We start from the raw sequence: 21,481 nt of genomic DNA, 5'->3' as shown, positions 1-21,481 counted from the left end.
CACCTCATTCAAGGGAATAGACATGCGATCGACGACGCGCATTGCTGCGCTGGGCTTCGCCGGCGTGCTGCTGGCTGCATGCCATCACAAGGACAAGGACGCTCCCCTCGCTTTCGTGCCGGCTGACACGCCCTATGTGCTGGCCAACCTCGACGTGCTCGACGACGACACCCGCAAGGCGCTGCTCACCCAGGCCGATGCACAGCTGCCGGCCGAGCTGACCCAGCTGCGTGCGACCGCCGACGACATGGCCGAGAAAGACCCGGACGCCTCCCGTCTGCTCAAGGCCGTCATCGCCGAGCTGGACGGCAAGACCATCGAATCGTTCGCGCAGAACGCCGGCCTCAACATCAAGGGCCGTTCGGCGTTCTATGGGCTGGGGCTGTCGCCGGTAGCGCGCTTCGAGCTGGTCGATCCCAAAGCTTTCGATGCTTTCGTGGGCCGGCTGGAGGCCGCCTACGGCAAGCCGTTCGACACCGCCACGATGGGTGGACTGAACTATCGCAAGCATGCTTCTGCCGAAGCCGGTATCCAGGTCGTGATGGCCGTGGTTGGCAAGCAGGCGGTTGTCGCCATGCTGCCGGCCGATGCCACCGAGGCTACGCTGCGCCTGGCGTTCGGGCTGGACCGTCCCGCGAAAAACATGCAGGACGATGGCCGCCTGGAGAAGCTGGCCAAGACCAAGGACTACCAGCCGTGGGCCATCGGCCAGGTCGACCTGACCCGCCTGCTGCCGCTCGCAGCCAGCGGCAAGGACCCGATGTTCAACGCCCTCATCAAAGCACGTGCCGAGGCCGAATCCGCCAAAACCGGCGAGCCGGTGGCCAACCAGTTGAAGGTCTCCCCTGCCTGCGAAAGCGAAGCGGCCCGCGTGGCGGCTCGTGTGCCAGCGGTGAGCTTCGGCTACACCAAGCTGGACGAAAAGCACCAGAACATCCGCTGGGACGTGGCACTGGCCGATGACATCACCAAGGCCTTCGCCGGACTCAAGGTGGAACTGCCGGGCCTGGGTGTCGAAGGCACTGCCCCGTTTGATGTGAGTCTCGCTTTGCCGATGGTGCAGATGCGCGCGTTCTTGAGCTCACAGGCCGATGCCGTGGCAGCCAAGCCATTCACCTGCCCGTCGCTTATCTACCTCAACGAGAGCTTCGCCAAGATCGGCCTGACGTCGCAGCAGGCAGCTGTGCCGCCAGTCGGTGACCTGCTGGGCGCCCGCGTGGCGCTGGACAGCTTTGATGCCGGTAGCTCCGACGGCATGCCCAAGTTCAGCGGGCGCGTGCTGATCGGCACCTCCAACCCCGCCGGATTGTTGGCCATGGGCCAGATGGCGGCCTCCGGCCTGCAGCAGCTCAAGCTCACCACAGACGGCAAGCCGGTAGCCCTGCCGCCAGAAGTCACCGCACCACTGGGCACTCCCGTGTGGGCCGCGATGGGGCCCAAGGCGCTCGCACTCGCCATTGGCCCGGGCGAAGACGCCAAGCTGGGCGAGCTGCTCGGCGCACAGAACGGCGATGCTGGCTATTTCGGCCGTCTGCACCTGAGTGGCGAGATGTACCAGGCCTGGGTCAAGGCCATGGCGCAGAAGGCCGAACACATCGCCGAGCTCACCGCCTCCGCTCAGTCCGACGACCCGGATGCCCTGGCTACGGCCAAGGCATCGGCCGAGCACTCGAAGGCACAGTTCGAGTCGATGCAGGCGCAGGCCGCGCGCATCAAGTCGTTGAACGGCGATGTGCGCATGGACAACAACGGCCTGGTGATCACCAGCCAGACCGAGTTGAAGTAAGTCTTTCGGTCGCGATGGATCCGCATGAAAACGGGGCGCCTGGGCGCCCCGTTTTTTTTGCCCCGCATCCGCGTCGGCAATCAGATTGTCAGCGCTGCTCGCCGCTGCTGGCGCACGATGCTCAAGCCCAGCGCCAATACCAGCAACACGACCACCACGGCAAAAATCACTACGCCCAGATTGTCGCCGCGGACGCCTTGCTCGAAGCCCGCCGGCAATATATCGCCCTCACCCATTTCCAGCGCGGACATACCCGTGTAGTGCATGCCGCACACCGCCACACCCATCACCAACGCACTACCCAGCATTTGCAGCTTGCCGCGCAGGTGGAAGGCCAGCCACAACGCGGCCGTCGAAGCGACGATGGCGATCGCCACCGAAAGTGCAACCACACCGCCGTCATAGGAAATCTGCGCCGAGGTCAGCATCGCCGCCATGCCCAGGTAATGCATGCCGGCAACGCCCAGCCCCATCAGCACACCGGCAAACATCAAATTAAGGATCCGGAACGTGCCTGAGCTGACGATCGCCAGCCCCAGCGAACAGGCAACGATGGCCAGCAGTGCGGAAATCGCCGTCAACACGGCGTCGTAAGTCACTTGTATGCCCATATTGCAGGCAAGCATGGCAATGAAGTGCATGGTCCAGATGGCGCCGCCGCCCATGGCGGTGCCGGCGGCCAGCACCGCGCCCCAGCGCTGTGCCTGCGTTTGCGCCAGTGGGATGCCCAACGCAAATTGCAGCGCTGTGAACGAACCGAGCACGGACACGACGTAGGACAGGCCGACCAGCACGAAGTTGTAATGCTGATGCATCTCTTGCATGAATTTTCCCCTGTTGGTTTTGCCATCACTCCCAACGACCACCGACGCCCGGAGGCGGCGGCCATCAATGGGATATTTCGAACACACACACCGGCGCACCCTCGCTGTGGCAGCTGGTTTCGCTCGCGAAAACCGCATGAGGGTCCACCGACTCGGCCAGCAGACCCTCGATGAAACCCGAGAAGAAGCGGCCACCCGAAAGCGAGCCTGGCTGGCAGAGTGGGCAACCGCGAATGTGCAGCTGGTTCTCGTGATGCTCGACCGTCACCAGTACGCGCAACGCTGGCAATGCGATGCGTCGAATGGCATCGGCAAGCGCCAGCTTCGCGCCCAGTGAAAAGTCCCGCTTGAAAACCCAGTTGCCCGTACGTTTCCCCGCGAGGTAAAGCGAGGCATCGCGCGCATCGGCCTGCACGGCGTATTCAAGGTTGATCAGCCAGGGAAAGATGCGTGGATAGTCCTTCGCCAGGCTAGGCAGCATGCGTTCCACGCGCGCCACATCCGCCCCACTGGGCATCCGCCCTGCCCCTGACGGCGGCGCTGACTGAGAGACAGGTTCCGGCGTAATGGCTCCCGCAGTTGCAGTCGCCGCGACCAGTGCGGCAATCGGCTCAGTGGACTGCGCACGCGTAGACTCGAAGCCGAGCACACGCGGATGAGTACCCAAGGCGTCTTCCAGCGCGAGCTGATGCTCGGCAGGCCCGCGCAACAGCATCGTGAGACATGCACCCTGGGCATCTTGCACCAATCGTTGGCGTATGAGCACGTGACCGTAGTCGCTGACGACACGACCCAATTCCACCAAGAGCCCTTCGCGGCGCACCGACACGACACGGACTTCCAGTTCGGCCATGATTCCCCCCGAAATCAAGCCAGCACAGGCGTTGTGCTTACTGCGCGAAATGTGCCGTATGGCCGTCCATTTAACAAGCGATTTCAGACCATCGCGATGCGGCCACATCACGTTATGTGCAAGGCCGAAACAGACCGGGATCCTGGCGTCGACGCCATTTCCTTTCGGCAAGCTAGCTCAGCATCATGTTTCGTGTGACGCACATCACAATTGACACGATCTTAGCGAAGCGAACACTTTCAAGACATCGTCGTGACATCGTTTTCGCAAGCGTAATCGCGCGCTGAATCGGTTTGCACGCCAGCCATCCGCGATTCATGTGGAGGTTGTTTGGATGGGTGCCACGGATGTCGCAAACAGCGGCAGTCGTCTGTCTCCAGAGGCAGTGCTTCCCCACTACAGGAGATCTCCCATGCGCATTACCGACGCGTTTCGCAAGACGCTGATTGCCGCCGGTTTCGCGGTCGCCTTCTCGGCCATGCCGTTCGCACAGGTTGCCGCCCAGGACGCCGCGATGCAGAAACAGTCAGAGAACCAGACGGTGCCTGACAAGACCGCCGATGCCTGGATTACCACCAAAGTGAAGTCGGAGCTGGCAACCACCAAGGGCATCAAGAGCACCGACATTTCCGTCGCCACGATGGACGGTGTGGTAAGCCTGACCGGCACCGCAACCAGTGCCAAGGAGAAAACCAAGGCGGAGCAGGTTGCCAAGAACGTGAAGGGCGTGAAGAGTGTCGACATGAGTGGCCTGACGGTCAGCGACACCGCCAAGTAATCGCTCACACGCAGCAATCAGCGGCACTGAAACGAAGAAGGAGCCCATGGGGCTCCTTCTTCCTGTCTGCGACCAGAGCTTGGTCAGCGCCGTAACAGGCCGCCGCCGCCGAAGTTCTGCGAGTCGCGCGTCTCTTCCAGCTCCACGCCGTCCAGGCCTTGCGACAGCGTGTGCGCATCGCCACCCTGCGCGAGCTTGATGCGCAAGCGCACTTCGTTGGAACTGTCGGCGTGACGCAGTGCGTCTTCGTAGGAGATCTCGCCTGCGTGATAGAGCTCCACCAGGCTCTGGTCAAAGGTCTTCATGCCGAGGTTGGTGGATTCCTTCATCACTTCCTTCAGCTTGTGGATCTCGCCTTGGCGTATGTAGTCCTGCACCAGCGGCGTGCCCAGCAGAACTTCGACCGCGACACGGCGCGCCTTGCCGTCGGGTGTGGGGATGAGCTGCTGCGCCACCACACCCTTGAGGTTGAGCGACAGATCCATGAACAGCTGCGAGCGTCGGTCTTCCGGGAAGAAGTGCAGGATGCGGTCCATCGCCTGGTTGGCGTTGTTCGCGTGCAGCGTGCACAGGCACAAGTGACCGGTTTCGGAGAAGTTGATCGCGTGTTCCATCGTTTCGCGCGTACGCACTTCGCCGATCATGATCACGTCGGGTGCCTGGCGCAGCGTGTTCTTCAGCGCGTTTTCCCAACTATCAGTGTCGATACCCAACTCGCGCTGCGTGATGATGCAGCCCTCGTGCTTGTGCACATATTCGATCGGGTCTTCGATGGTGATGATGTGACCGGTCGAGTTGGCGTTGCGATACCCGATCATCGACGCCAGCGAGGTGGACTTACCGGTGCCGGTGCCGCCCACGAAGATGATGATGCCGCGCTTGGTCATGGCCAGCTGCTTGATGACCGGCGGCAGGCTCAGCTCTTCGATGGTGGGGATCTTCGAATCGATCCGGCGCAGCACCATGCCCACGCAGTTGCGCTGGTAGAAGCACGAGACACGGAAGCGCCCCACGCCCTGCGCGGAGATCGCGAACTGGCACTCGTGGGTTTTTTCGAACTCCTCGCGCTGTGAGGGCGTCATCACGTTGAGCACCATGTCGCGCGACTGCGTCACCGACAGCGGGCTCTGCGTGATCGGTACGATGCGCCCCTGCACCTTCATGGAAGGTGCGACGCCGGCCGTGATGAAAAGGTCCGACGCCTTCTTGTGCACCATCAGCTTCAGGAACGAGGTGAAATCGAAATCACTCATGGCACGGACCCTCTGGATTCAACACCGACGACCAACCGCTTATTTGAAGATGTCCTTGTTACGCGCATAGCTCGCCGCCTGCTGGCGGGTCACCAGGCCGCGCTTGACCAGATCCTGCAGGTTCTGGTCGAGCGTCTGCATACCGTACTGCTGGCCCGTCTGGATGGACGAATACATCTGCGCCACCTTGTCCTCGCGGATCAGGTTACGGATGGCCGGGATGCCGACCATGATCTCGTGCGCCGCGATACGGCCGCCGCCCACCTTCTTCAGCAGCGTCTGCGAGATCACCGCGCGCAGCGACTCAGACAGCATCGAGCGAACCATCGGCTTCTCGCCCGCGGGGAACACATCGATGATGCGGTCGATGGTCTTGGCGGCCGAACTGGTATGCAGGGTGCCGAACACCAGGTGACCGGTTTCCGCGGCGGTGAGCGCCAGACGGATGGTTTCCAGGTCGCGCAACTCGCCCACCAGCACGTAGTCCGGGTCTTCGCGGAGCGCGGAACGCAGCGCCTCATTGAAGCCGTGCGTGTCGCGATGCACTTCGCGCTGGTTGACCAGGCACTTCTGCGAGGTGTGCACGAATTCGATTGGGTCCTCGATGGTGAGGATGTGGCCGTATTCGTTCTTGTTGATGTGATCGACCATCGCCGCCAGCGTGGTCGACTTGCCCGAACCCGTCGGGCCGGTCACCAGGATCAGGCCCTGTGGCTGCTCAATCAGCTCGCGGAACACCCCCGGTGTGGCGAGATCTTCCAGCGTGAGCACTTCGGAGGGAATGGTACGAAACACTGCGCCGGAACCACGGTTCTGGTTGAACGCGTTGACGCGGAAGCGCGCCAGGCCGGGTATCTCGAATGAGAAGTCGACCTCCAGGAATTCTTCGTAGTCGCGGCGCTGCTTGTCCGACATGATGTCGTAGATCAGCGAATGCACCTGCTTGTGCTCAAGCGCGGGGATGTTGATGCGGCGTACGTCGCCATCCACGCGGATCATCGGCGGCAGGCCGGCGGACAAGTGCAAGTCCGAGGCCTTGTTCTTCACCGAGAAGGCAAGCAGTTCGGCGATATCCATCTGGCGTTCCCCTCAACCCGATCATCTGGATGGCATGCTGCAGCGTGCGGCACGGGAGGAGGTTTCCATGAAAACGGCATCGCAGCGCAAGCGCGCCCATGCCGCCCAAACGGTCCGGACCTGATTCCCCATGCAGCGGGCCGATACTACTCGCGGCAAGGGCCGGGCCACCAGTCTTTCCTAAGATCTACTGCCCAAAGTGCGGACAGAGTCTGCAGAAGGGTCGAGCGGCCGGTCGTGTCGCCGGCACTTCCGCCACGGGACGGGCGAGCCCTGCCTCCGGTAAGGTAACGCCGGTTTTGGTGAGGAACCTGCATGACACGCATTGCATTCATTGGTGGCGGCAACATGGCACGCAGCCTGATCGGCGGCCTACTGAAGACCGGTATCGCCGCCTCCTCGATCACCGTGGCCGAGCCGCGGGCCGATACCCGCCAGGAACTGGGTCGCGACTTCGGCGTGGCTTGCTATGCCGAGAACCGCCAGGCGGCAGCCGAAGCGGACGTACTGGTGCTCGCCGTAAAACCGCAGATCATGCCAGCCGTCCACGCCGAGCTTAAGGACGTACTGGCCCGCCAGCGACCGCTGCTCATTTCCATTGCCGCCGGCGTGCGCATCGACCAGATTGAGCGGTGGTTTGGCCATGCCCTGCCCATCGTACGTTGCATGCCCAACACACCGGCACTGATTGGCGCCGGCGCCACCGGGTTGTGCGCCAACCGCCGGGTGAGTGCGGAGCAACGCGCGCAGTCGCAACACATCCTCGACGCCGTTGGCCTGACCCGGTGGATCGAGGACGAGTCATTGATGGATACCGTCACTGCCATCTCCGGCTCCAGCCCCGCCTATTTCTTTGCCCTGGTCGAGGCACTGGAAGACGCCGCCTTCGCCCAAGGGATGCCGCGTGAAACCGCGCGCGCCCTGGCGGCACAAACCTGCCTGGGTGCCGGGCGCATGCTGGTCGAGAGCGGCGAAGACCCGGGTGTGCTGCGCGAGCGAGTCACCTCGCCCAACGGCACTACCCAAGCCGCGCTGGAAAGTTTCACCACCGACCATTTCAGCCGGATCGTCGCCCGTGCCGTGGCAGCCGCTACGCGCCGGGGTGGCGAACTGGCCGCTGCCCTGGACGACTAGGGATGCTCTGGTCGATTGGGCGGAGTGGCATGATGTCCAGAAAGCCCGCAGAGTGCGCGGCGTGGCGCCACGCAGGCTGGCCGCCTGGGCAAGTTGCGCACCGCACTCTGCGGGCTTTCTGGACATCACCCGAAGGGCCGGCTCTTTCTGCCTACGGCTCCGTGCCGCACCGATTCGACAGGCAGCCAGCCTGCCTTCATCGGTGCGGCCCGCATCTGCGGGCAGACAGAGCCAGTGACATCCCATCCAATCGACCAGAGCATCCCTAGCCGTGAGCTATCTCGTCAACGCACTCTCCTTTCTGATCGAACTGGCTTTTGGCGCCGCCGCCGCGTTATTCGTGTTGCGACTGCTGGCCGAAGCCAGCCGTGCAGATTTCCACAATCCGCTGAGCCAGTTTGTCTACCGCACGACCAACCCGATCCTTGCACCGATCCGCCGTGTGATGCCCAACTGGCGGCGCATCAACCTCGCCGCGCTGCTGCTGGTGTGGCTGCTGATGCTGATCAAGCGCGTGGTGCTGTTTGCCCTTCTCGGCATGTTTCCGCATGTGCTCGGATTGCTGCTGCTATCGGTGGCCGACACGCTGGACTTCATTGCGATGTTCTACGTAGTGCTGATCTTCGTCTGGTCGCTGATGAGCCTGTTCCAGGTCGAGCACTACCACCCGGTTTATCGGTTGGCCGGCAGTCTGGTCGATCCGTTGCTGCGCCCGTTGCGCGGCAAGCTGGTGGCGGGCGGGCTGGACTTCGCGCCATGGGCCGTAATGATCGTGCTGATCCTCGCCCGCCTGTTGCTGGTATCGCCACTGTCCGATCTGGGCGCGCGGCTGGCCTTGGGCATCTAAACCTGCGGTAGCTCTTCCATTTCACACAGGAACCTTCTTCGCATGAAAGCGACTACGCATTCTCTGCGCCGGTGCCTTCTGGCGCTCGCGCTGACCGCCAGCATGGGCTCGACCCTTGCCGCCGACATGGCGCCGAAGCCTGACGTGGTAGCGGGCAATATCGATACCTCCGTCAATCCTGGTGACGACTTCTTCGACTTTGCCAATGGCGCGTGGCTGAAGAGTCATCCGATTCCGGCAGAGGAATCGCAATGGGGTATCGGCCAGGTCGTGCAGGACGAGCTGTACGCCAAGCTGCGCAAGATCAGCGAAGACGCTACCGCGAAGAAGAATGCCGCCGCCGGTAGCGACGAACAGAAGGTCGGTGATTTCTGGACCACGGCGATGGACCAGGCACAGGCCGATCGTCTCGGACTGACGCCGCTGAAGGACGAACTGGGGCGCATCGACGCCGTGCACGACGTGAACTCCGCACTCGATGAAGCGTTCGCTCTTCAGCCACTAGGTGTGGACGTATTCTTCGATTTCGCCGTGTCGCAGGATGAAAAGCAGAGCGACGCGATGGCCGTGCACCTGGGCCAGGGTGGCCTGGGCCTGCCCGAGCGGGACTACTACTTCAACACCGAACAGGGTGTGGCCAAGGCCCGCGCGGCCTACGTAGAGCACCTGCACCGCACGTTCCGCCTGCTTGGCTCCGATGACGCCGCCGCGAAAACCAGTGCCACGCAAGTCATGGCATTCGAAACAGCGCTGGCCAAGGTGTCGCGACCGCTCGCCGACTTGCGTGACCCCGAGAAGAACTACAACAAGATGGCGCCGACGCAGCTGACGTCGAAATACACGCCGGCCATCGCATGGAATGCCCGCCTCACGAGCTGGAAACTGACGGCTCCCACGGTCATCGTCGGCCAGCCGGAATTCTTCAGTGGGCTGCAAGCTCTGCTGGCCAAGACGCCGGTACCCGTGCTGCGCGACTACCTGCGCGTGCATCTGGCCGATAGCTACGCGAGCTATCTGGGCCAGAATCTCGACGACGAACACTTCGATTTCTACGGCCGCACGCTGTCTGGCCAGGCACAGCAGAAACCACGCTGGAAGCGCGTACTGCGCGCCGAAAACGAAGCCCTCGGCATGATCCTGGGTCGCATCTATGTGAAGGACTACTTCACCGAGGCAAGCAAGCAGCGCTACAACACCATGGTCGAGGCCGTTCGCACTGCCTACGGTGAACGCATCGACAAGCTCGACTGGATGAGCCCGGCCACCAAGGCCAAGGCACACGAGAAGCTTGCCGCGGTGACCAGGAAGGTAGGCTATCCGGACAAGTGGAAGGACTATTCCGCGCTGACCATCGGCCGCAACTCTTACGCACAAAACATGATGAGTGCGCGGCGCTGGGCCTTCAACGACATGCTGTCGAAGTTCGGCAAGCCAGTGGACCGTAACGAATGGGAGATGACACCCCAGACCTACAACGCCTACTACAACCCATCCAACAACGAGATCGTGTTGCCGGCGGCGCAGTTCATGATCCCGGGCTTTGCCGACAGCGAGATCGACGACGCGGTGGTGTATGGCTATGTGGCGGCGTCGACCATCGGCCACGAAATCACCCACGGCTTCGACGATGAAGGTCGCCAGTTCGATGCGGCAGGCAACCTGGTCGACTGGTGGACCAAGCAGGACGCTACCCGCTTCAAGCAGCGCGCCGACGTGATGGTGAAGCAGTTCAATGCCTACGAACCGCTGCCTGGCCTGCATATCAATGGCCAGGCCAGCCTGGGCGAGAACATCGCCGATTTCGGCGGCATCATGATCGGCCTGGATGCCTTCAAGAAGACCGAGCAGTACCAGAAGGGTGAGAAGGTCGCCGGCTATACGCCGCTGCAGCGCTTCTTCCTTGGTTATGCGCTGGGTTGGCTGTCGCAACAGCGCGAGGCCAGGTTGCGCAATTCGCTGCTGGCCGATGTGCACGCACCGGCCAAGTGGCGCGTCAACGGTCCACTGTCGAATGTGCCGGCATTCTACGAGGCGTTTGGCGTGAAGCCGGGACAGCCGATGTGGCGGCCAGAAAACCAGCGCGTGAAGATCTGGTGATTGCGCTTTACTCCCTCTCCCCTTTTGGGGAGAGGGCTGGGGTGAGGGGTCAATCTTGCTCAAGCGTTTCATCAGAGCAAACTTTGTAGACGCACTATCGCGAGCCCACGCCCTTTACCACCTTCAGGTGGCGTCCCGCAATTCTCTCTTTATAGGTGAGAGGAAGCAGTTTCGCTCCGGGCTGCCCATGCCGCGATCACCTTGTGAATCGCATCCAATCCATCGAGCAACGCCGCCGGTCCCGGCTGCAGGATGATGGGCGACTTGATCTCGTAGAGATCGCCGTGGCGAACCGCCGGGATCGCATCCCAGCCATCACGCGCGGCCACGCGCTCGGGGCGAAAGCGCTTGCCGCACCACGAGCCGAGGATGATGTCAGGCGCCTGCCGCACCACCTCACCCGCATCGGCCAGAATGCGATGCTTCGCGAGTGACTCACCCGACATCTGCGGAAACACGTCATCGCCACCGGCGATGCGTACCACTTCGGCTACCCATCGGATACCCGTGATCAGCGGCTCGTCCCACTCCTCGAAGTACACCTTCGGGCGACGCTTCAAGCGCGATGCAGCAGCCTGCACCTGAGCGATGTGTTGCTCCACCTGCTGCGCATAGGCCTCCGCCTTGTCGGCTGCGCCCACCATCGCACCAAGCCGGCGGATATACCCCAGGATGCCATCCACGCTGCGGTGATTACTGATCCACACTTCCACGCCGGCTTTGATCAGCTCGCGCGCGATGTCAGCCTGGATATCGGAAAAACCGATGACGAAATCCGGCTGCAGCTTGAGGATTTCGTCGATCTTCGCGCTGGTGAACGCCGACACCTTCGGCTTTTCCTTGCGCGCCCGCGGCGGACGCACGGTGAAGCCGGAAATGCCGACGATGCGGTGTTCCTCACCCAGCGCATACAGCACTTCAGTGGGCTCTTCGGTGAGACAGACGATGCGCTGCGGATAACGGTCGGAATGGCTACGATGTTCGGTCACGCGTTCAATGTCCCAGCACGGTCACCGTGATCTTGCGTTGGTGCGGATCAAGTCGGTGTTCCCATAGAAAAATGCCCTGCCACGTTCCCAGTTGCGCGCGGCCTGCATGCACCGGCACGACCAGGCTCACGCCGGTAAGGATGGCACGCACATGCGCAGGCATGTCGTCGGGGCCTTCTTCGTCATGGCGGAAGATCTTGTCGCCATCGGGCACGGCGCGCGCGAGCCAGCGCTCCAGGTCGTCACGTACCGTGGCGTCAGCGTTCTCGCTGATCAGCAGCGAACAACTGGTATGGAGGCTGAAGATGTTGGCCATGCCCGTATGCACGCCGCTCGCGGTCACCACCTCGCCCACCTTGTCGGTGATCTCGGTGAAACCGCGGCCGCGCGTATGCACGACAAAACCATTCTGGACGACGTGATCGGCGGGCGCTGCACGCATGCTTGAAGCCTCCGAATGGCGTGACGTAACGTCAAGGATAGAGCAGTCGATTCGTCCAGGTCTGTCCGTGGCGGCTCCAGCGTACGCGTTCGTGCAGCCGGAACTCGGCGCCGTACCAGAATTCCACCATATCCGGCTCGACCACGTAGCCGCCCCAATGCAGCGGGCGCGGTACATCCCGGCCTTCGAACTCATGCTCGTAGCGCGCAAAGCGCTGGTCGAACGAGTCGCGATCGGGCAGCGTCTGCGACTGCAACGAGGCCCAGGCGCCGATCTGGCTGGCGCGTGGCCGCGTCGCAAAATAGGCGTCGGACTCCTCCGCCAGCAGTTTGCGTGCCAAACCTTCCACGCGCACCTGCACGCCTTCGCGCAACTGCTTCCAGTGAAAGCACAGCGCGACCTGAGCGTGCGCCTCAAGCTGGGCGCCCTTGTCGCTTTCGTAGTTGCTGTAGAAACGGAAGCCGCGCTCGTCGGCCCCCTTGAGCAGCACGATGCGCGAACTCACGCGACCGGCTGCATCGACCGTAGCCAGATTCATGGCCGTGGGCTCGGGGTCACCGCCCGTTCCGGCCTCGTCAAGCAGTTGCAAGAAGGTGTCAAGGATCTCTGGTTTCAACATGGGGTCTTGAATCGTGGCCGCCGCGCGCCATCATGGCGAAATGTCACCAGATGCTAGCACGCAGAATTCGACCCTGGCGGGACACCTGCTCGACCAGTATGCCGGTCGCATCGCTCGCGCCCGTCGCCCTTACCTGCTAGGGCTTTCAGGCCTGCAGGGCAGCGGCAAGAGCACGCTCGCCCGTGAAATGAAAGCCCAGGCCGAGGTCCGTGGCTGGCAGACCGAAGTGTTGTCGCTTGACGACTTCTACTATTCGCGTAGCGAACGCGAGGTGCTGGCCCACCAGATCCATCCTCTGCTGCGCACCCGCGGCGTGCCCGGCACACACGAGACCGAGCTGCTGCTGTCGGTACTGGCGGCATTGCCGCAGGCGTCCGAAAAGTTGTCCGTGAGCTATCCGCGCTTCGACAAAGGGCGTGATACGCGTGTGCCGCCCTCGAAGTGGCCGCGCGTGATCCGGCCGCCGAAACTGGTGATTCTGGAAGGCTGGGCCATGGGCCTGCGCCCGCAAATCCAGGCGGCCCTGGACGAACCGGTCAACCAGCTGGAGCGCGAGGAAGACCCCGACGGCACCTGGCGTCATTGGGTCAACAAGCAACTGCGGAGCTACCAGCCGCTATGGCGCAAGCTCGACGCGTTGATCGTTCTGCAGGCTCCCAACTGGGAAATCGTGCGCAAGTGGCGCAGCGAGCAGGAGGAAGAACTCCTTGCCCGCCACGCCCCGCTGGCCATGGATGCCGAAACGATGCTGCGCTTCCTCGCTCACTTCGAGCGTCTGAGCCGACACGCGCTGGCCACCCTGCCCGAGCTGGCGGACACGGCTGTCGAATACGACGATAGCCGCCACGTCATCGCGCTCAACCACAGCTAAGCCACTCAGGCCAGCGGCTCCACCTGCACAGCGGTGCCGTAGGCGAGCACTTCGGTTACACCTTCGGCGACGTCATTGGCGTCGTAGCGCATCGCGATCACCGCATTGGCGCCGCGCTCAGCAGCGTGGCGAAGCATCAGTTCGAATGCCTCTTCGCGCGCGTGTTCGCACAGCTCCGTGTAGATCGAGATGTTGCCGCCCACCAGCGTCTGCAGTGCGGCGCCAAGATTGCCGATGACGCTGCGCGAGCGCACGGTGATACCGCGCACGATGCCCATGGACCGCACGATGCGATAGCCGGGCAACTCGTTGCTGGTGCTGACCATGTGAAGAGGTACATTGGTTGGCATGAAGGTCTCCGCGGGACATTGAAGAGGTAGGCGTTCTATCGTCATCCCAGCGCACGCTGGTATCCAGTGCCTCTGTCGAAGCGCTAGAGACACTGGATTCCAGCGTGCGCTGGAATGACGGTGCGTTTCACGTCTTGCTTAGGGGGCATGGCCCAACAGCGCCGCATACCCCTCTCGCGCATCGGCCCACTGCAGCGTGAAGCCGCTGGCGCGCAATCGCGCATTGCTCAACCGCTTGCTGCCCACGCCGGCAGGTGCCGGACCTTCGTCAGGGAGCGGTGCGCCAATAAGCCCGGCCAGATGGTCGTACAGCACATCCAACGACAGCGGCGTGTCGTCGACGCCGAGATAGAGCGGCAGCGGGTCAGGCAGTGACAGAAGATGCACGATGGCGCCGGCCGCGTCATCGACATGGATGCGATTGGCCCAATGCGGCGTCGCGCGCGGCACACGCACCGCACCGGCACGCAGGCGCTCGATCAGCTGGAGGCGATCCGGTCCATACAGGCCAGCCAGCCGCACCACCACAGACGACACGGGTTGCGCGGCAAGCCAGCGCTCCGCTTCCAGCAGAACCTTACCGTTGAAGCCGGGTGGATCGGGCGACGTGTGTTCATCCACCCAGGCGCCACCATGCTCGCCATAGACGGCGCTGGAGGAAACGAACACCACGCGCTGCAGCGCGTTGCGATCGAGCGCGTCGAGCACATGCCGCAGGCCTTCGACGAAGACGGCGCGATAAGCCGATGCGTCCCGCGCATCGGGCGCCGGCAGATAGACCAGATGCGTAATGCCCTGAGGCAATTCGCGCAGCGTACTCGGCCGCGTCAAGTCACCTTGCAACCATTGGATGCCGTTGTCGTCGGGCCGTGTCGCGCTGCGCCGGAGTGCCCAGACTTCGTCACCGCGCGACACCAAATGGCGCGCAACGCGCAGGCCCACGTCGCCGCAACCGGCGATCAGCACGCGCGCATTCATGACTCGCGCCTCGTCATTCGGCTCAACCATGCGCTTTCGTGCCTGCTAGCATTCACCCATGAATCCATCGTGCAACCTGTTCATCGTCGGTCCGACCGGCGCCGGCAAGACGTCCATAGGGCGTCGGCTGGCCGAGCATTATGGTCTGAGCTTCGTCGATCTTGACCAGGAGATCGAACGAGTGTGCGGTGTGCCCGTAAGCACGGTGTTCGAGATCGAGGGCGAGGCCGGTTTCCGGCAGCGCGAGAGCCAGTTGCTGGACGAATGCAGCCGCCGCCGTGGTGTGCTGATGGCCACGGGTGCCGGTGCCGTGCTCGACCCAGCCAATCGCCGCCTGCTGGCCGAACACGGCTTCGTGCTGTGGCTGCAGGCCACGCTGGAACTGCAGCTCGAACGATTGACGCAGGACCGGCTGCGCCCATTGCTGGCTAGCGGCGACCGCGCGGAGCGACTCACCACCATGGCGCTAGCACGCACACCGCTCTATGAGGAGATCGCCGACCTGGCGATTCCCGGTGCCCATGAGCATGTCCACGCTGCCAGCACGCGCAGCATTCTCCTGATCGACCAGCACTGGCAGCGACAGCAGGCCGCATGATTACGACCATGGACGCCAATCTCCGCACCATCGACGTTGCCCTGGGCGCTCGCAGCTATCCGGTATGGATTGGCCCGGGCTTGCTGACCGATCACTCGCGCTGGCGCGCCACGCTACGCGGTCGTCATGCATTGGTGATCAGCAATACCACGGTGGCGCCGCTGTATCTGGATCGTGTCGCGGACGGGCTGGGCGGTCTGCATTGGTCCTCATTCCTGCTTGAGGACGGCGAGGCGCACAAGACCTTTGCCAACGTCGGCCGCGCACTGGAGGCACTGGCCCAGCTCGGCGCGACGCGCGATGCCTGCGTGGTAGCACTGGGCGGCGGTGTGGTGGGTGACCTTGCCGGCTTCAGCGCGGCCTGCTGGATGCGAGGCATCGATTTCATCCAGATGCCGACCACGCTGCTGTCGATGGTCGATTCCTCGGTGGGTGGCAAGACCGGCGTGAATCTGCCCGCCGGCAAAAACCTGGTGGGCGCATTCCACCAACCGCGCGCGGTGATCGCCGATACGAACACGCTCGCCACCCTACCCGAGCGGGAATACCGCGCCGGTCTGGCCGAGGTGGTGAAAGGTGCCGCCATTGGCGATCCAGCCTTCTTCAGCTGGCTCGAGCAGAACGCCGCTGCGTTGAATGGGCGCGAAGCTGGGACGTTGGTCGAAGCCATCGCACGCAAGGTGCAATACAAGGCCGGCGTGGTGGCGCGCGATGAAACCGAACAAGGCGAACGCGCCCTTCTCAACCTCGGCCATACCTTCGGCCATGCGCTGGAAACAGCGGGCAAGTACAGCGTGCTGCTGCATGGCGAGGGCGTGGCGATTGGCATGCTGCTCGCAGCACAGCTATCGGAGCGCATAGGCATGAGCGAAGCGGCGGACACCGCGCGCTTGCATCGATTGCTCGATGCGCTTGGGCTGCCCACGGCAATCCCAGCTGGCATGGCGCCGGAACAGCTGCTTGCACTGATGCGGCTGGACAAGAAGAACCTCGCCGGCACCCTGCGGCTGATCCTGTGGCGCGGTGTTGGCCGGGCGGAGATTGTGAGTGGCGTAGATGAAAACGCCGTGTTGACGGTGCTGGAAGCGGCGACGCGCTGAACCACCTCCTCACCGTCATCCCAGCGAAAGCTGGGATGACGGTGAGAAGTACCGAAGGTGCCTGCGACCGCCGCACGCTCGCTACTGCGCCCCCGCCCTTCTAGAATGCTGGCTTTGCGGCACCTTGCCCCTTCATCCGATCCCAGGCATCCATGCGTCTCTACCTGCAAGCCATGCCCGCCAATACCGAGGCGCCGCGCTACGTCCAGATCGCGCTGGAGCAGGATCTGCTCGGCGGCTGGACGCTTTATCGCGAATCGGGCGTGCAAGGCGGCAAGGCCACTCTGAAGCGTGAACAGTTTCTTGAGCGCGACGATGCCATCGCCGCCTTCGAGAAGGCGCGCGACGCGCAGATCAAGCGCGGTTACCGCCTGATGTTCATCCAGGGCCTGGATGGCCCTTACGGATCCTAAAAACATGACAGATGTGTTGAAGAACGACCGCTTCCTGCGCGCCCTGCGTCGTGAGGCCACCGATACCACGCCCGTATGGGTCATGCGCCAAGCCGGCCGCTATCTGCCGGAATACCGCGCCACCCGCGCCCGCGCCGGCAGCTTCATGGCGCTGGCGCAGAACCCGGAACTGGCCTGCGAGGTGACGCTTCAGCCGCTGGAGCGGTTCGAGCTGGATGCAGCCATCCTGTTCTCCGACATCCTCACCATTCCCGATGCGATGGGCCTGGGGCTCAGCTTTGCCCAGGGCGAGGGTCCGCAATTCGCCCATCCGGTGCGCACCAAGGTCGATATCGACAAGCTCGGCGTGCCCGACATGGAAGGCGAGCTGCGCTATGTGATGGACGCGGTGCGGCTGATCCGACGCGAGTTGCACGGTCGCGTGCCGTTGATCGGCTTCTCCGGCAGCCCGTGGACGCTCGCCTGCTACATGGTCGAAGGCCATGGCTCGCGCGATTTCGCCACGCTCAAGGCCATGTGCTGGAACGAGCCCGCCCTTGCCCACCAGTTGCTCGACACGCTGGCAAAGGCCGTGACCGCCTACCTGATCGCCCAGGCGGCCGCTGGCGCGCAAGCGCTGATGGTGTTCGACACCTGGGGCGGCCTGCTTGGCCCCGCGGCATTCCACGAATTCTCCCTACGCTATATGACCCGGGTGGTCGACGCCCTGAAGGCCAACCCGCATAGCCGTGACCTGCCGGTGATCCTGTTCTCCAAGGGTGCGGGCCAGCACCTGGCCACCATGGCCGATACCGGCTGCGCCGGCCTGGGCGTGGACTGGACCATCGACCTGGCCGACGCCCGCCAGGCCGTGGCCGGCCGCGTCGCGCTGCAAGGCAACCTGGACCCGGCCGTGCTGCGCGCCAGCCCGGATGTGATTCGCCGTGAAGTACGCCGCGTGCTGGACAGCTACGGCAACCATCCCGGCCACGTGTTCAACCTGGGACACGGCATCACGCCGGAAGTCGAACCGGAGCATGTGAAGGTGCTGGTGGACGAGGTACACATTTACGGCCGCCAGCTGCGCGGCGGTTGAGGGCAACCCTATGGCCTGGCTGGTCACCAAGTACCTGATCACCGCCGCGGTGGTCGTGGCGGTGTCCGAATTCGCCAAGCGCAGCGACCGCCTGGGAGGCTTCGTGGCCGCTCTACCCCTGGTCACCGTGCTGGTACTGATCTGGCTGCAGGTAGAGCACCAGCCGCAAGCCAAAATCGCCAACCATGCCTGGTACACGTTCTGGTACGTGGTGCCCACGCTGCCGATGTTCCTGGCCTTTCCGGTGCTGCTACCACGCCTTGGTTTCTGGCCCACCCTGCTGGCCTGCCTGGTGATCACCGTGGTCTGCTTCGGTCTGTTTGCCCTGCTGGTACGCCGCTTCGGCATCGAATTACTGCCCTGAGCGGCCTCCGCTCCGGTACGGTTTTTGGCAGCCTAGTGCCCCTCCCCGTACAATTGGCCCCTTTGCTTCTTTCCCCACGTGCCGGCGACGGCGCGCAATCGCGAGCCCCCGATGGACAAGAGTTTCGAGCCCAGCCAGATCGAGTCGAAGTGGTATGCCCGTTGGGAGGCCAGCGGCGACTTCAAACCCTCCGGTCATGGCGAGCCGTACTGCATCCTTCTGCCGCCGCCGAACGTCACCGGCACCCTGCACATGGGTCATGCCTTCCAGCAGACCGTGATGGACATGCTGATCCGCTACCAGCGCATGCGCGGTATGAACACGCTGTGGCAGGTGGGCACCGATCACGCCGGCATCGCTACGCAGAAGATCGTGGAGAACCAGCTGGCCGTCGACAACCAGTCGCGCCATGACCTGGGTCGCGAGGCATTCGTCGAGCGCGTGTGGCGCTGGAAGGAAGAATCCGGTTCCACCATCACCAATCAGATGCGCCGCATCGGCGCCGCCGCCGACTGGTCGCGCGAGCGCTTCACCATGGACGAGGGCCTCTCCGCCGCCGTGCGCAAGGTGTTCGTGGAGTGGTTCCGCGCCGGCCTGATCTATCGCGGCAACCGCCTGGTGAACTGGGATCCGCTGCTGGGCACTGCGGTATCCGATCTTGAAGTGAACAACGTCGAGCGCGACGGCCACATGTGGTCGATCCGCTATCCCACGATGGACGGCAGCGCGAGCGTCGTCGTCGCCACTACGCGTCCGGAAACCATGCTGGGTGATGTCGCCGTCGCCGTGCATCCGGAAGACGAGCGTTATGTGCACCTGATCGGCAAGACGCTGAAGCTGCCGCTGACCGGTCGCGAGATTCCGGTGATCGGCGATGATTACGTCGACCGCGAGTTCGGCACCGGCTTCGTGAAGATCACCCCGGCGCACGACTTCAACGACTACGCCATCGGCCAGCGTCACAATCTGGCACCGATCAACATCTTCACGCTCGACGCCAAGGTCAACGAGAACGCCCCGGCGAAATATCAAGGCATGGATCGCTTCGAGGCACGCAAGGCCGTGCTGGCCGACCTGGAAGCAGAAGGCCTGCTGGTCGAAACCAAGCCGCACAAGCTGCAGGTGCCGGTGAGTCAGCGTTCCGACGCGGTCATCGAGCCGATGCTCACCGACCAGTGGTTCCTCGACCTCACCAGCGACGTACAGACGGATGGACGTCCAGGCGGCCGCAAGGCCATCACCGAGCCGGCGCTGGAAGCGGTGCGCGGTGGCGAGATCAAGTTCGTGCCGGAGAACTGGAGCACGACGTACACGCAGTGGCTGGACAACATCCAGGACTGGTGCATCAGCCGCCAGCTGTGGTGGGGCCATCGCATCCCGGCGTGGTACGACGAGGCCGGCAACATCTTCGTGGGCGAGGACGAGGCCGACGCGCGTGCGCACGCCACCGTTACGCCAGTCGGCGCGCTGCGCCAGGACGACGATGTGCTCGACACCTGGTTCAGCTCGGCGCTGTGGCCGTTCTCCACGCTCGGCTGGCCCGCCAACGGCCCGGTGAAGAACGAGCGCGGCGAAGTCGTCGCCGATTGGCAGCACGACCAGATCTTCCTGCCCAGCGCCGTGCTGGTCACGGGCTTCGACATCATCTTCTTCTGGGTCGCCCGCATGGTGATGGCGACCAAGTACTTCACCGGCAAGGTGCCGTTTCGCGAGGTCTACATCAACGCCATCGTGCGTGATGCGGAAGGCCAGAAGATGTCCAAGTCCAAGGGCAACACGCTCGATCCGCTCGATCTCATCGATGGCATCGAGCTGGAGCCGCTGGTGGAAAAGTCCACCAAGTCGCTGCTGATTCCGCAGGTGCGCGAAAAGGTGGAGAAGCGCATCCGCAAGGATTATCCGACTGGCATCCCCGCCATCGGCACCGACGCGCTGCGTTTCACCTTCGCCGCGCTGGCCAGCTACAGCCGCACTATCAATTTCGATATCAAGCGCGCCGAAGGCTACAAGGCGTTCTGCAACAAGCTGTGGAATGCGGCGCGCTTCGTGTTGATGAACCTGCCCGAAGGCGAGCTGCCGGCGCCAACTGCCGAGCCGGTGACGGAAGCCGAGCGCTGGATCCTCACGCGCCTGAAGCAGACGCTCGTCGATGTGGAACAGCACTTCGTCAGCTACCGCTTCGACCTGCTCGCACAGGAGCTGTACGAATTCACCTGGAACGAGTTCTGCGACTGGTTCCTGGAACTGTCCAAGCCAGCACTCAATGGCGACGACGCAAACGCCGCCGCTTCCACGCGTCACACGCTGGTGGTGGTGCTCGAGACCGTACTGCGCGCGCTCCACCCGATCGTGCCGTTCATCAGCGAGGAAATCTGGCAGTCGGTGTCACCGAAGCTGGGCCTCACCGAGAAGTACTTGCTGGAACGTCCGTGGCCGAAGGCCGGAGAGATCGTGTCTGATGAGGCCGCCACCGCCGAAGTGGAGTGGTTCAAGAACGTGCTGAGCGGCATCCGTCGTATCCGCGCCGAAATGAACATCGCACCGGGCAAGACCATTCCGCTGCTGCTCGCCGATGGCGACGCGAGCGATCGGGCACGCGCCACCAAGTTCGCTGCGCAGATCAGCTTCCTGGCTCGTGTCGATGTGCCGCATTGGATCGAAGCAGGCGCCGATGAAGCCGCCGCTGCTGCCGCGGTCGTCGGCTCGATGCGCGTGTTGATCCCATTGGCCGGGCTGATCGATCTGGGCGCAGAAAAGACGCGCCTGGGGAAGGAAATCGCCCGCATCGAAGGCGAGATCAAAAAGTGCGAAGGCAAGCTGGGCAACGCCAACTTCGTGGCGAATGCGCCGGCGGAAGTCGTTGCGCAGGAACGTCAACGCATCACCGATTGGGGCATTCAGCTCAACGCGTTGCGCGAGCAGTCGCAGAAGTTGGGGTAATCCCCCACTTCTCCCTCTCCCCTGTGGGCGACCCGAAGGTAGTCCCCGTGGGAGAGAGGGCCGGGGTGAGGGGCCAACCTTGCGATAAGTGAT

21 protein-coding genes are annotated in these 21,481 nt (G+C 63.3%); 12 read left to right on the top strand and 9 right to left on the bottom strand.

Features of this window, described 5'->3' with window-relative positions; genetic code table 11:
• Window positions 1–22 precede the first annotated feature (22 nt).
• A complete protein-coding gene (locus tag AC3CBN_RS09425; RefSeq protein WP_488636542.1) occupies window positions 23–1,786 on the top strand; it encodes a hypothetical protein in 1,764 nt (587 codons plus the stop codon).
• Between the two features lie 80 nt (window positions 1,787–1,866).
• Here the strand turns inward: AC3CBN_RS09425 and AC3CBN_RS09420 are convergent, their stop codons facing one another.
• Both AC3CBN_RS09420 and AC3CBN_RS09415 read right to left on the bottom strand, forming a co-directional pair.
• The gene (locus AC3CBN_RS09420; protein WP_488636541.1) at window positions 1,867–2,610 is read right to left on the bottom strand and encodes an MHYT domain-containing protein; all 744 of its coding nucleotides are present in this window, start codon (window positions 2,608–2,610) and stop codon (window positions 1,867–1,869) included.
• Window positions 2,611–2,674: 64 nt separating this feature from the next.
• Complete coding sequence (locus tag AC3CBN_RS09415) at window positions 2,675–3,463, bottom strand: hypothetical protein (RefSeq protein WP_488636540.1); 789 nt, start codon at window positions 3,461–3,463, stop codon at window positions 2,675–2,677.
• A gap of 412 nt (window positions 3,464–3,875) precedes the next feature.
• On the opposite strand from AC3CBN_RS09415, the gene AC3CBN_RS09410 reads away from it, so the two are divergent.
• A complete protein-coding gene (locus AC3CBN_RS09410; RefSeq protein ID WP_488636539.1) occupies window positions 3,876–4,241 on the top strand; it encodes a BON domain-containing protein in 366 nt (121 codons plus the stop codon).
• 83 nt (window positions 4,242–4,324) lie between these two features.
• On the opposite strand, the gene AC3CBN_RS09405 is transcribed toward AC3CBN_RS09410, so the two are convergent.
• Entirely contained in the window at window positions 4,325–5,494 is a 1,170-nt protein-coding gene (locus AC3CBN_RS09405; RefSeq protein ID WP_488636538.1) for a PilT/PilU family type 4a pilus ATPase, read from the bottom strand.
• Between the two features lie 39 nt (window positions 5,495–5,533).
• Window positions 5,534–6,571 carry a type IV pilus twitching motility protein PilT gene (locus AC3CBN_RS09400; protein ID WP_488636537.1) on the bottom strand — a complete coding sequence of 346 codons (1,038 nt, stop codon included), beginning with the start codon at window positions 6,569–6,571 and terminating at the stop codon, window positions 5,534–5,536.
• A 315-nt stretch (window positions 6,572–6,886) separates the two neighbouring features.
• Here AC3CBN_RS09400 and proC point away from each other — a divergent pair, with 315 nt between their 5' ends.
• The 3 genes from proC to AC3CBN_RS09385 all read left to right on the top strand — a co-directional run bounded on the left by proC (window position 6,887) and on the right by AC3CBN_RS09385 (window position 10,649).
• Window positions 6,887–7,705 (top strand): pyrroline-5-carboxylate reductase, encoded by an 819-nt coding sequence (gene proC, locus AC3CBN_RS09395; protein ID WP_488636536.1) that lies wholly within the window; start codon window positions 6,887–6,889, stop codon window positions 7,703–7,705.
• A 271-nt stretch (window positions 7,706–7,976) separates the two neighbouring features.
• Window positions 7,977–8,552: a YggT family protein gene (locus tag AC3CBN_RS09390; protein WP_488636535.1), complete on the top strand. Its 576-nt coding sequence runs from the start codon at window positions 7,977–7,979 to the stop codon at window positions 8,550–8,552.
• Between the two features lie 42 nt (window positions 8,553–8,594).
• On the top strand, window positions 8,595–10,649 hold the full coding sequence (locus AC3CBN_RS09385; RefSeq protein ID WP_488636534.1) for a M13 family metallopeptidase: 2,055 nt from the start codon (window positions 8,595–8,597) through the stop codon (window positions 10,647–10,649).
• A gap of 149 nt (window positions 10,650–10,798) precedes the next feature.
• On the opposite strand, the gene AC3CBN_RS09380 is transcribed toward AC3CBN_RS09385, so the two are convergent.
• The 3 genes from AC3CBN_RS09380 to pdxH are packed head-to-tail and all read right to left on the bottom strand — an operon-like array spanning window position 10,799 to window position 12,699.
• Window positions 10,799–11,638: a cobalamin-binding protein gene (locus AC3CBN_RS09380; protein WP_488636533.1), complete on the bottom strand. Its 840-nt coding sequence runs from the start codon at window positions 11,636–11,638 to the stop codon at window positions 10,799–10,801.
• Window positions 11,639–11,642: 4 nt separating this feature from the next.
• A complete protein-coding gene (locus AC3CBN_RS09375) occupies window positions 11,643–12,080 on the bottom strand; it encodes a secondary thiamine-phosphate synthase enzyme YjbQ (protein WP_488636532.1) in 438 nt (145 codons plus the stop codon).
• 31 nt (window positions 12,081–12,111) lie between these two features.
• Window positions 12,112–12,699: a pyridoxamine 5'-phosphate oxidase gene (gene pdxH / locus AC3CBN_RS09370; protein ID WP_488636531.1), complete on the bottom strand. Its 588-nt coding sequence runs from the start codon at window positions 12,697–12,699 to the stop codon at window positions 12,112–12,114.
• Between the two features lie 40 nt (window positions 12,700–12,739).
• Between pdxH and AC3CBN_RS09365 the strand changes: the two genes are divergently transcribed.
• Window positions 12,740–13,570, top strand: a complete 831-nt coding sequence (locus tag AC3CBN_RS09365) for a kinase (RefSeq protein ID WP_488636530.1) — start codon at window positions 12,740–12,742, stop codon at window positions 13,568–13,570.
• A 5-nt stretch (window positions 13,571–13,575) separates the two neighbouring features.
• Here the strand turns inward: AC3CBN_RS09365 and AC3CBN_RS09360 are convergent, their stop codons facing one another.
• Complete coding sequence (locus AC3CBN_RS09360; RefSeq protein WP_488636529.1) at window positions 13,576–13,920, bottom strand: YbjQ family protein; 345 nt, start codon at window positions 13,918–13,920, stop codon at window positions 13,576–13,578.
• Window positions 13,921–14,058: 138 nt separating this feature from the next.
• Complete coding sequence (locus tag AC3CBN_RS09355) at window positions 14,059–14,898, bottom strand: NAD-dependent epimerase/dehydratase family protein (RefSeq protein WP_488636697.1); 840 nt, start codon at window positions 14,896–14,898, stop codon at window positions 14,059–14,061.
• Window positions 14,899–14,956: 58 nt separating this feature from the next.
• On the opposite strand from AC3CBN_RS09355, the gene AC3CBN_RS09350 reads away from it, so the two are divergent.
• The 6 genes from AC3CBN_RS09350 (at window position 14,957) to AC3CBN_RS09325 (ending at window position 21,388) form a co-directional block, all read left to right on the top strand.
• Window positions 14,957–15,496 (top strand): shikimate kinase, encoded by a 540-nt coding sequence (locus AC3CBN_RS09350; RefSeq protein ID WP_488636528.1) that lies wholly within the window; start codon window positions 14,957–14,959, stop codon window positions 15,494–15,496.
• A gap of 8 nt (window positions 15,497–15,504) precedes the next feature.
• The gene (aroB, locus tag AC3CBN_RS09345; protein WP_488636527.1) at window positions 15,505–16,596 is read left to right on the top strand and encodes a 3-dehydroquinate synthase; all 1,092 of its coding nucleotides are present in this window, start codon (window positions 15,505–15,507) and stop codon (window positions 16,594–16,596) included.
• Between the two features lie 152 nt (window positions 16,597–16,748).
• Complete coding sequence (locus AC3CBN_RS09340; protein ID WP_488636526.1) at window positions 16,749–17,009, top strand: WGR domain-containing protein; 261 nt, start codon at window positions 16,749–16,751, stop codon at window positions 17,007–17,009.
• A gap of 4 nt (window positions 17,010–17,013) precedes the next feature.
• Window positions 17,014–18,084, top strand: coding sequence for a uroporphyrinogen decarboxylase (hemE, locus tag AC3CBN_RS09335; RefSeq protein ID WP_488636525.1), 1,071 nt, complete (start codon window positions 17,014–17,016; stop codon window positions 18,082–18,084).
• Between the two features lie 10 nt (window positions 18,085–18,094).
• Entirely contained in the window at window positions 18,095–18,448 is a 354-nt protein-coding gene (locus AC3CBN_RS09330) for a DUF3147 family protein (protein ID WP_488636524.1), read from the top strand.
• Window positions 18,449–18,559: 111 nt separating this feature from the next.
• The gene (locus tag AC3CBN_RS09325) at window positions 18,560–21,388 is read left to right on the top strand and encodes a valine--tRNA ligase (protein WP_488636523.1); all 2,829 of its coding nucleotides are present in this window, start codon (window positions 18,560–18,562) and stop codon (window positions 21,386–21,388) included.
• Window positions 21,389–21,481 lie beyond the last annotated feature (93 nt).

This window comes from Dyella sp. OK584 (genome assembly GCF_057787755.1).
The sequence above is the reverse complement of the archived record's forward strand: the minus strand, read 5'-3'. Positions and strand labels throughout refer to the sequence as shown.

Excerpts from the sequence above, each read along its gene's own strand:
- AC3CBN_RS09425 (WP_488636542.1), top strand. The coding sequence starts at position 23 with ATGCGATCGACGACGCGCATTGCTGCGCTGGGCTTCGCCGGCGTGCTG.
- AC3CBN_RS09420 (WP_488636541.1), bottom strand. The coding sequence starts at position 2,610 with ATGCAAGAGATGCATCAGCATTACAACTTCGTGCTGGTCGGCCTGTCC.
- AC3CBN_RS09415 (WP_488636540.1), bottom strand. The coding sequence starts at position 3,463 with ATGGCCGAACTGGAAGTCCGTGTCGTGTCGGTGCGCCGCGAAGGGCTC.
- AC3CBN_RS09410 (WP_488636539.1), top strand. The coding sequence starts at position 3,876 with ATGCGCATTACCGACGCGTTTCGCAAGACGCTGATTGCCGCCGGTTTC.
- AC3CBN_RS09405 (WP_488636538.1), bottom strand. The coding sequence starts at position 5,494 with ATGAGTGATTTCGATTTCACCTCGTTCCTGAAGCTGATGGTGCACAAG.
- AC3CBN_RS09400 (WP_488636537.1), bottom strand. The coding sequence starts at position 6,571 with ATGGATATCGCCGAACTGCTTGCCTTCTCGGTGAAGAACAAGGCCTCG.
- proC (WP_488636536.1), top strand. The coding sequence starts at position 6,887 with ATGACACGCATTGCATTCATTGGTGGCGGCAACATGGCACGCAGCCTG.
- AC3CBN_RS09385 (WP_488636534.1), top strand. The coding sequence starts at position 8,595 with ATGAAAGCGACTACGCATTCTCTGCGCCGGTGCCTTCTGGCGCTCGCG.
- AC3CBN_RS09375 (WP_488636532.1), bottom strand. The coding sequence starts at position 12,080 with ATGCGTGCAGCGCCCGCCGATCACGTCGTCCAGAATGGTTTTGTCGTG.
- pdxH (WP_488636531.1), bottom strand. The coding sequence starts at position 12,699 with ATGTTGAAACCAGAGATCCTTGACACCTTCTTGCAACTGCTTGACGAG.
- AC3CBN_RS09365 (WP_488636530.1), top strand. The coding sequence starts at position 12,740 with ATGTCACCAGATGCTAGCACGCAGAATTCGACCCTGGCGGGACACCTG.
- AC3CBN_RS09360 (WP_488636529.1), bottom strand. The coding sequence starts at position 13,920 with ATGCCAACCAATGTACCTCTTCACATGGTCAGCACCAGCAACGAGTTG.
- AC3CBN_RS09355 (WP_488636697.1), bottom strand. The coding sequence starts at position 14,898 with ATGAATGCGCGCGTGCTGATCGCCGGTTGCGGCGACGTGGGCCTGCGC.
- AC3CBN_RS09350 (WP_488636528.1), top strand. The coding sequence starts at position 14,957 with ATGAATCCATCGTGCAACCTGTTCATCGTCGGTCCGACCGGCGCCGGC.
- aroB (WP_488636527.1), top strand. The coding sequence starts at position 15,505 with ATGGACGCCAATCTCCGCACCATCGACGTTGCCCTGGGCGCTCGCAGC.
- AC3CBN_RS09340 (WP_488636526.1), top strand. The coding sequence starts at position 16,749 with ATGCGTCTCTACCTGCAAGCCATGCCCGCCAATACCGAGGCGCCGCGC.
- hemE (WP_488636525.1), top strand. The coding sequence starts at position 17,014 with ATGACAGATGTGTTGAAGAACGACCGCTTCCTGCGCGCCCTGCGTCGT.
- AC3CBN_RS09330 (WP_488636524.1), top strand. The coding sequence starts at position 18,095 with ATGGCCTGGCTGGTCACCAAGTACCTGATCACCGCCGCGGTGGTCGTG.
- AC3CBN_RS09325 (WP_488636523.1), top strand. The coding sequence starts at position 18,560 with ATGGACAAGAGTTTCGAGCCCAGCCAGATCGAGTCGAAGTGGTATGCC.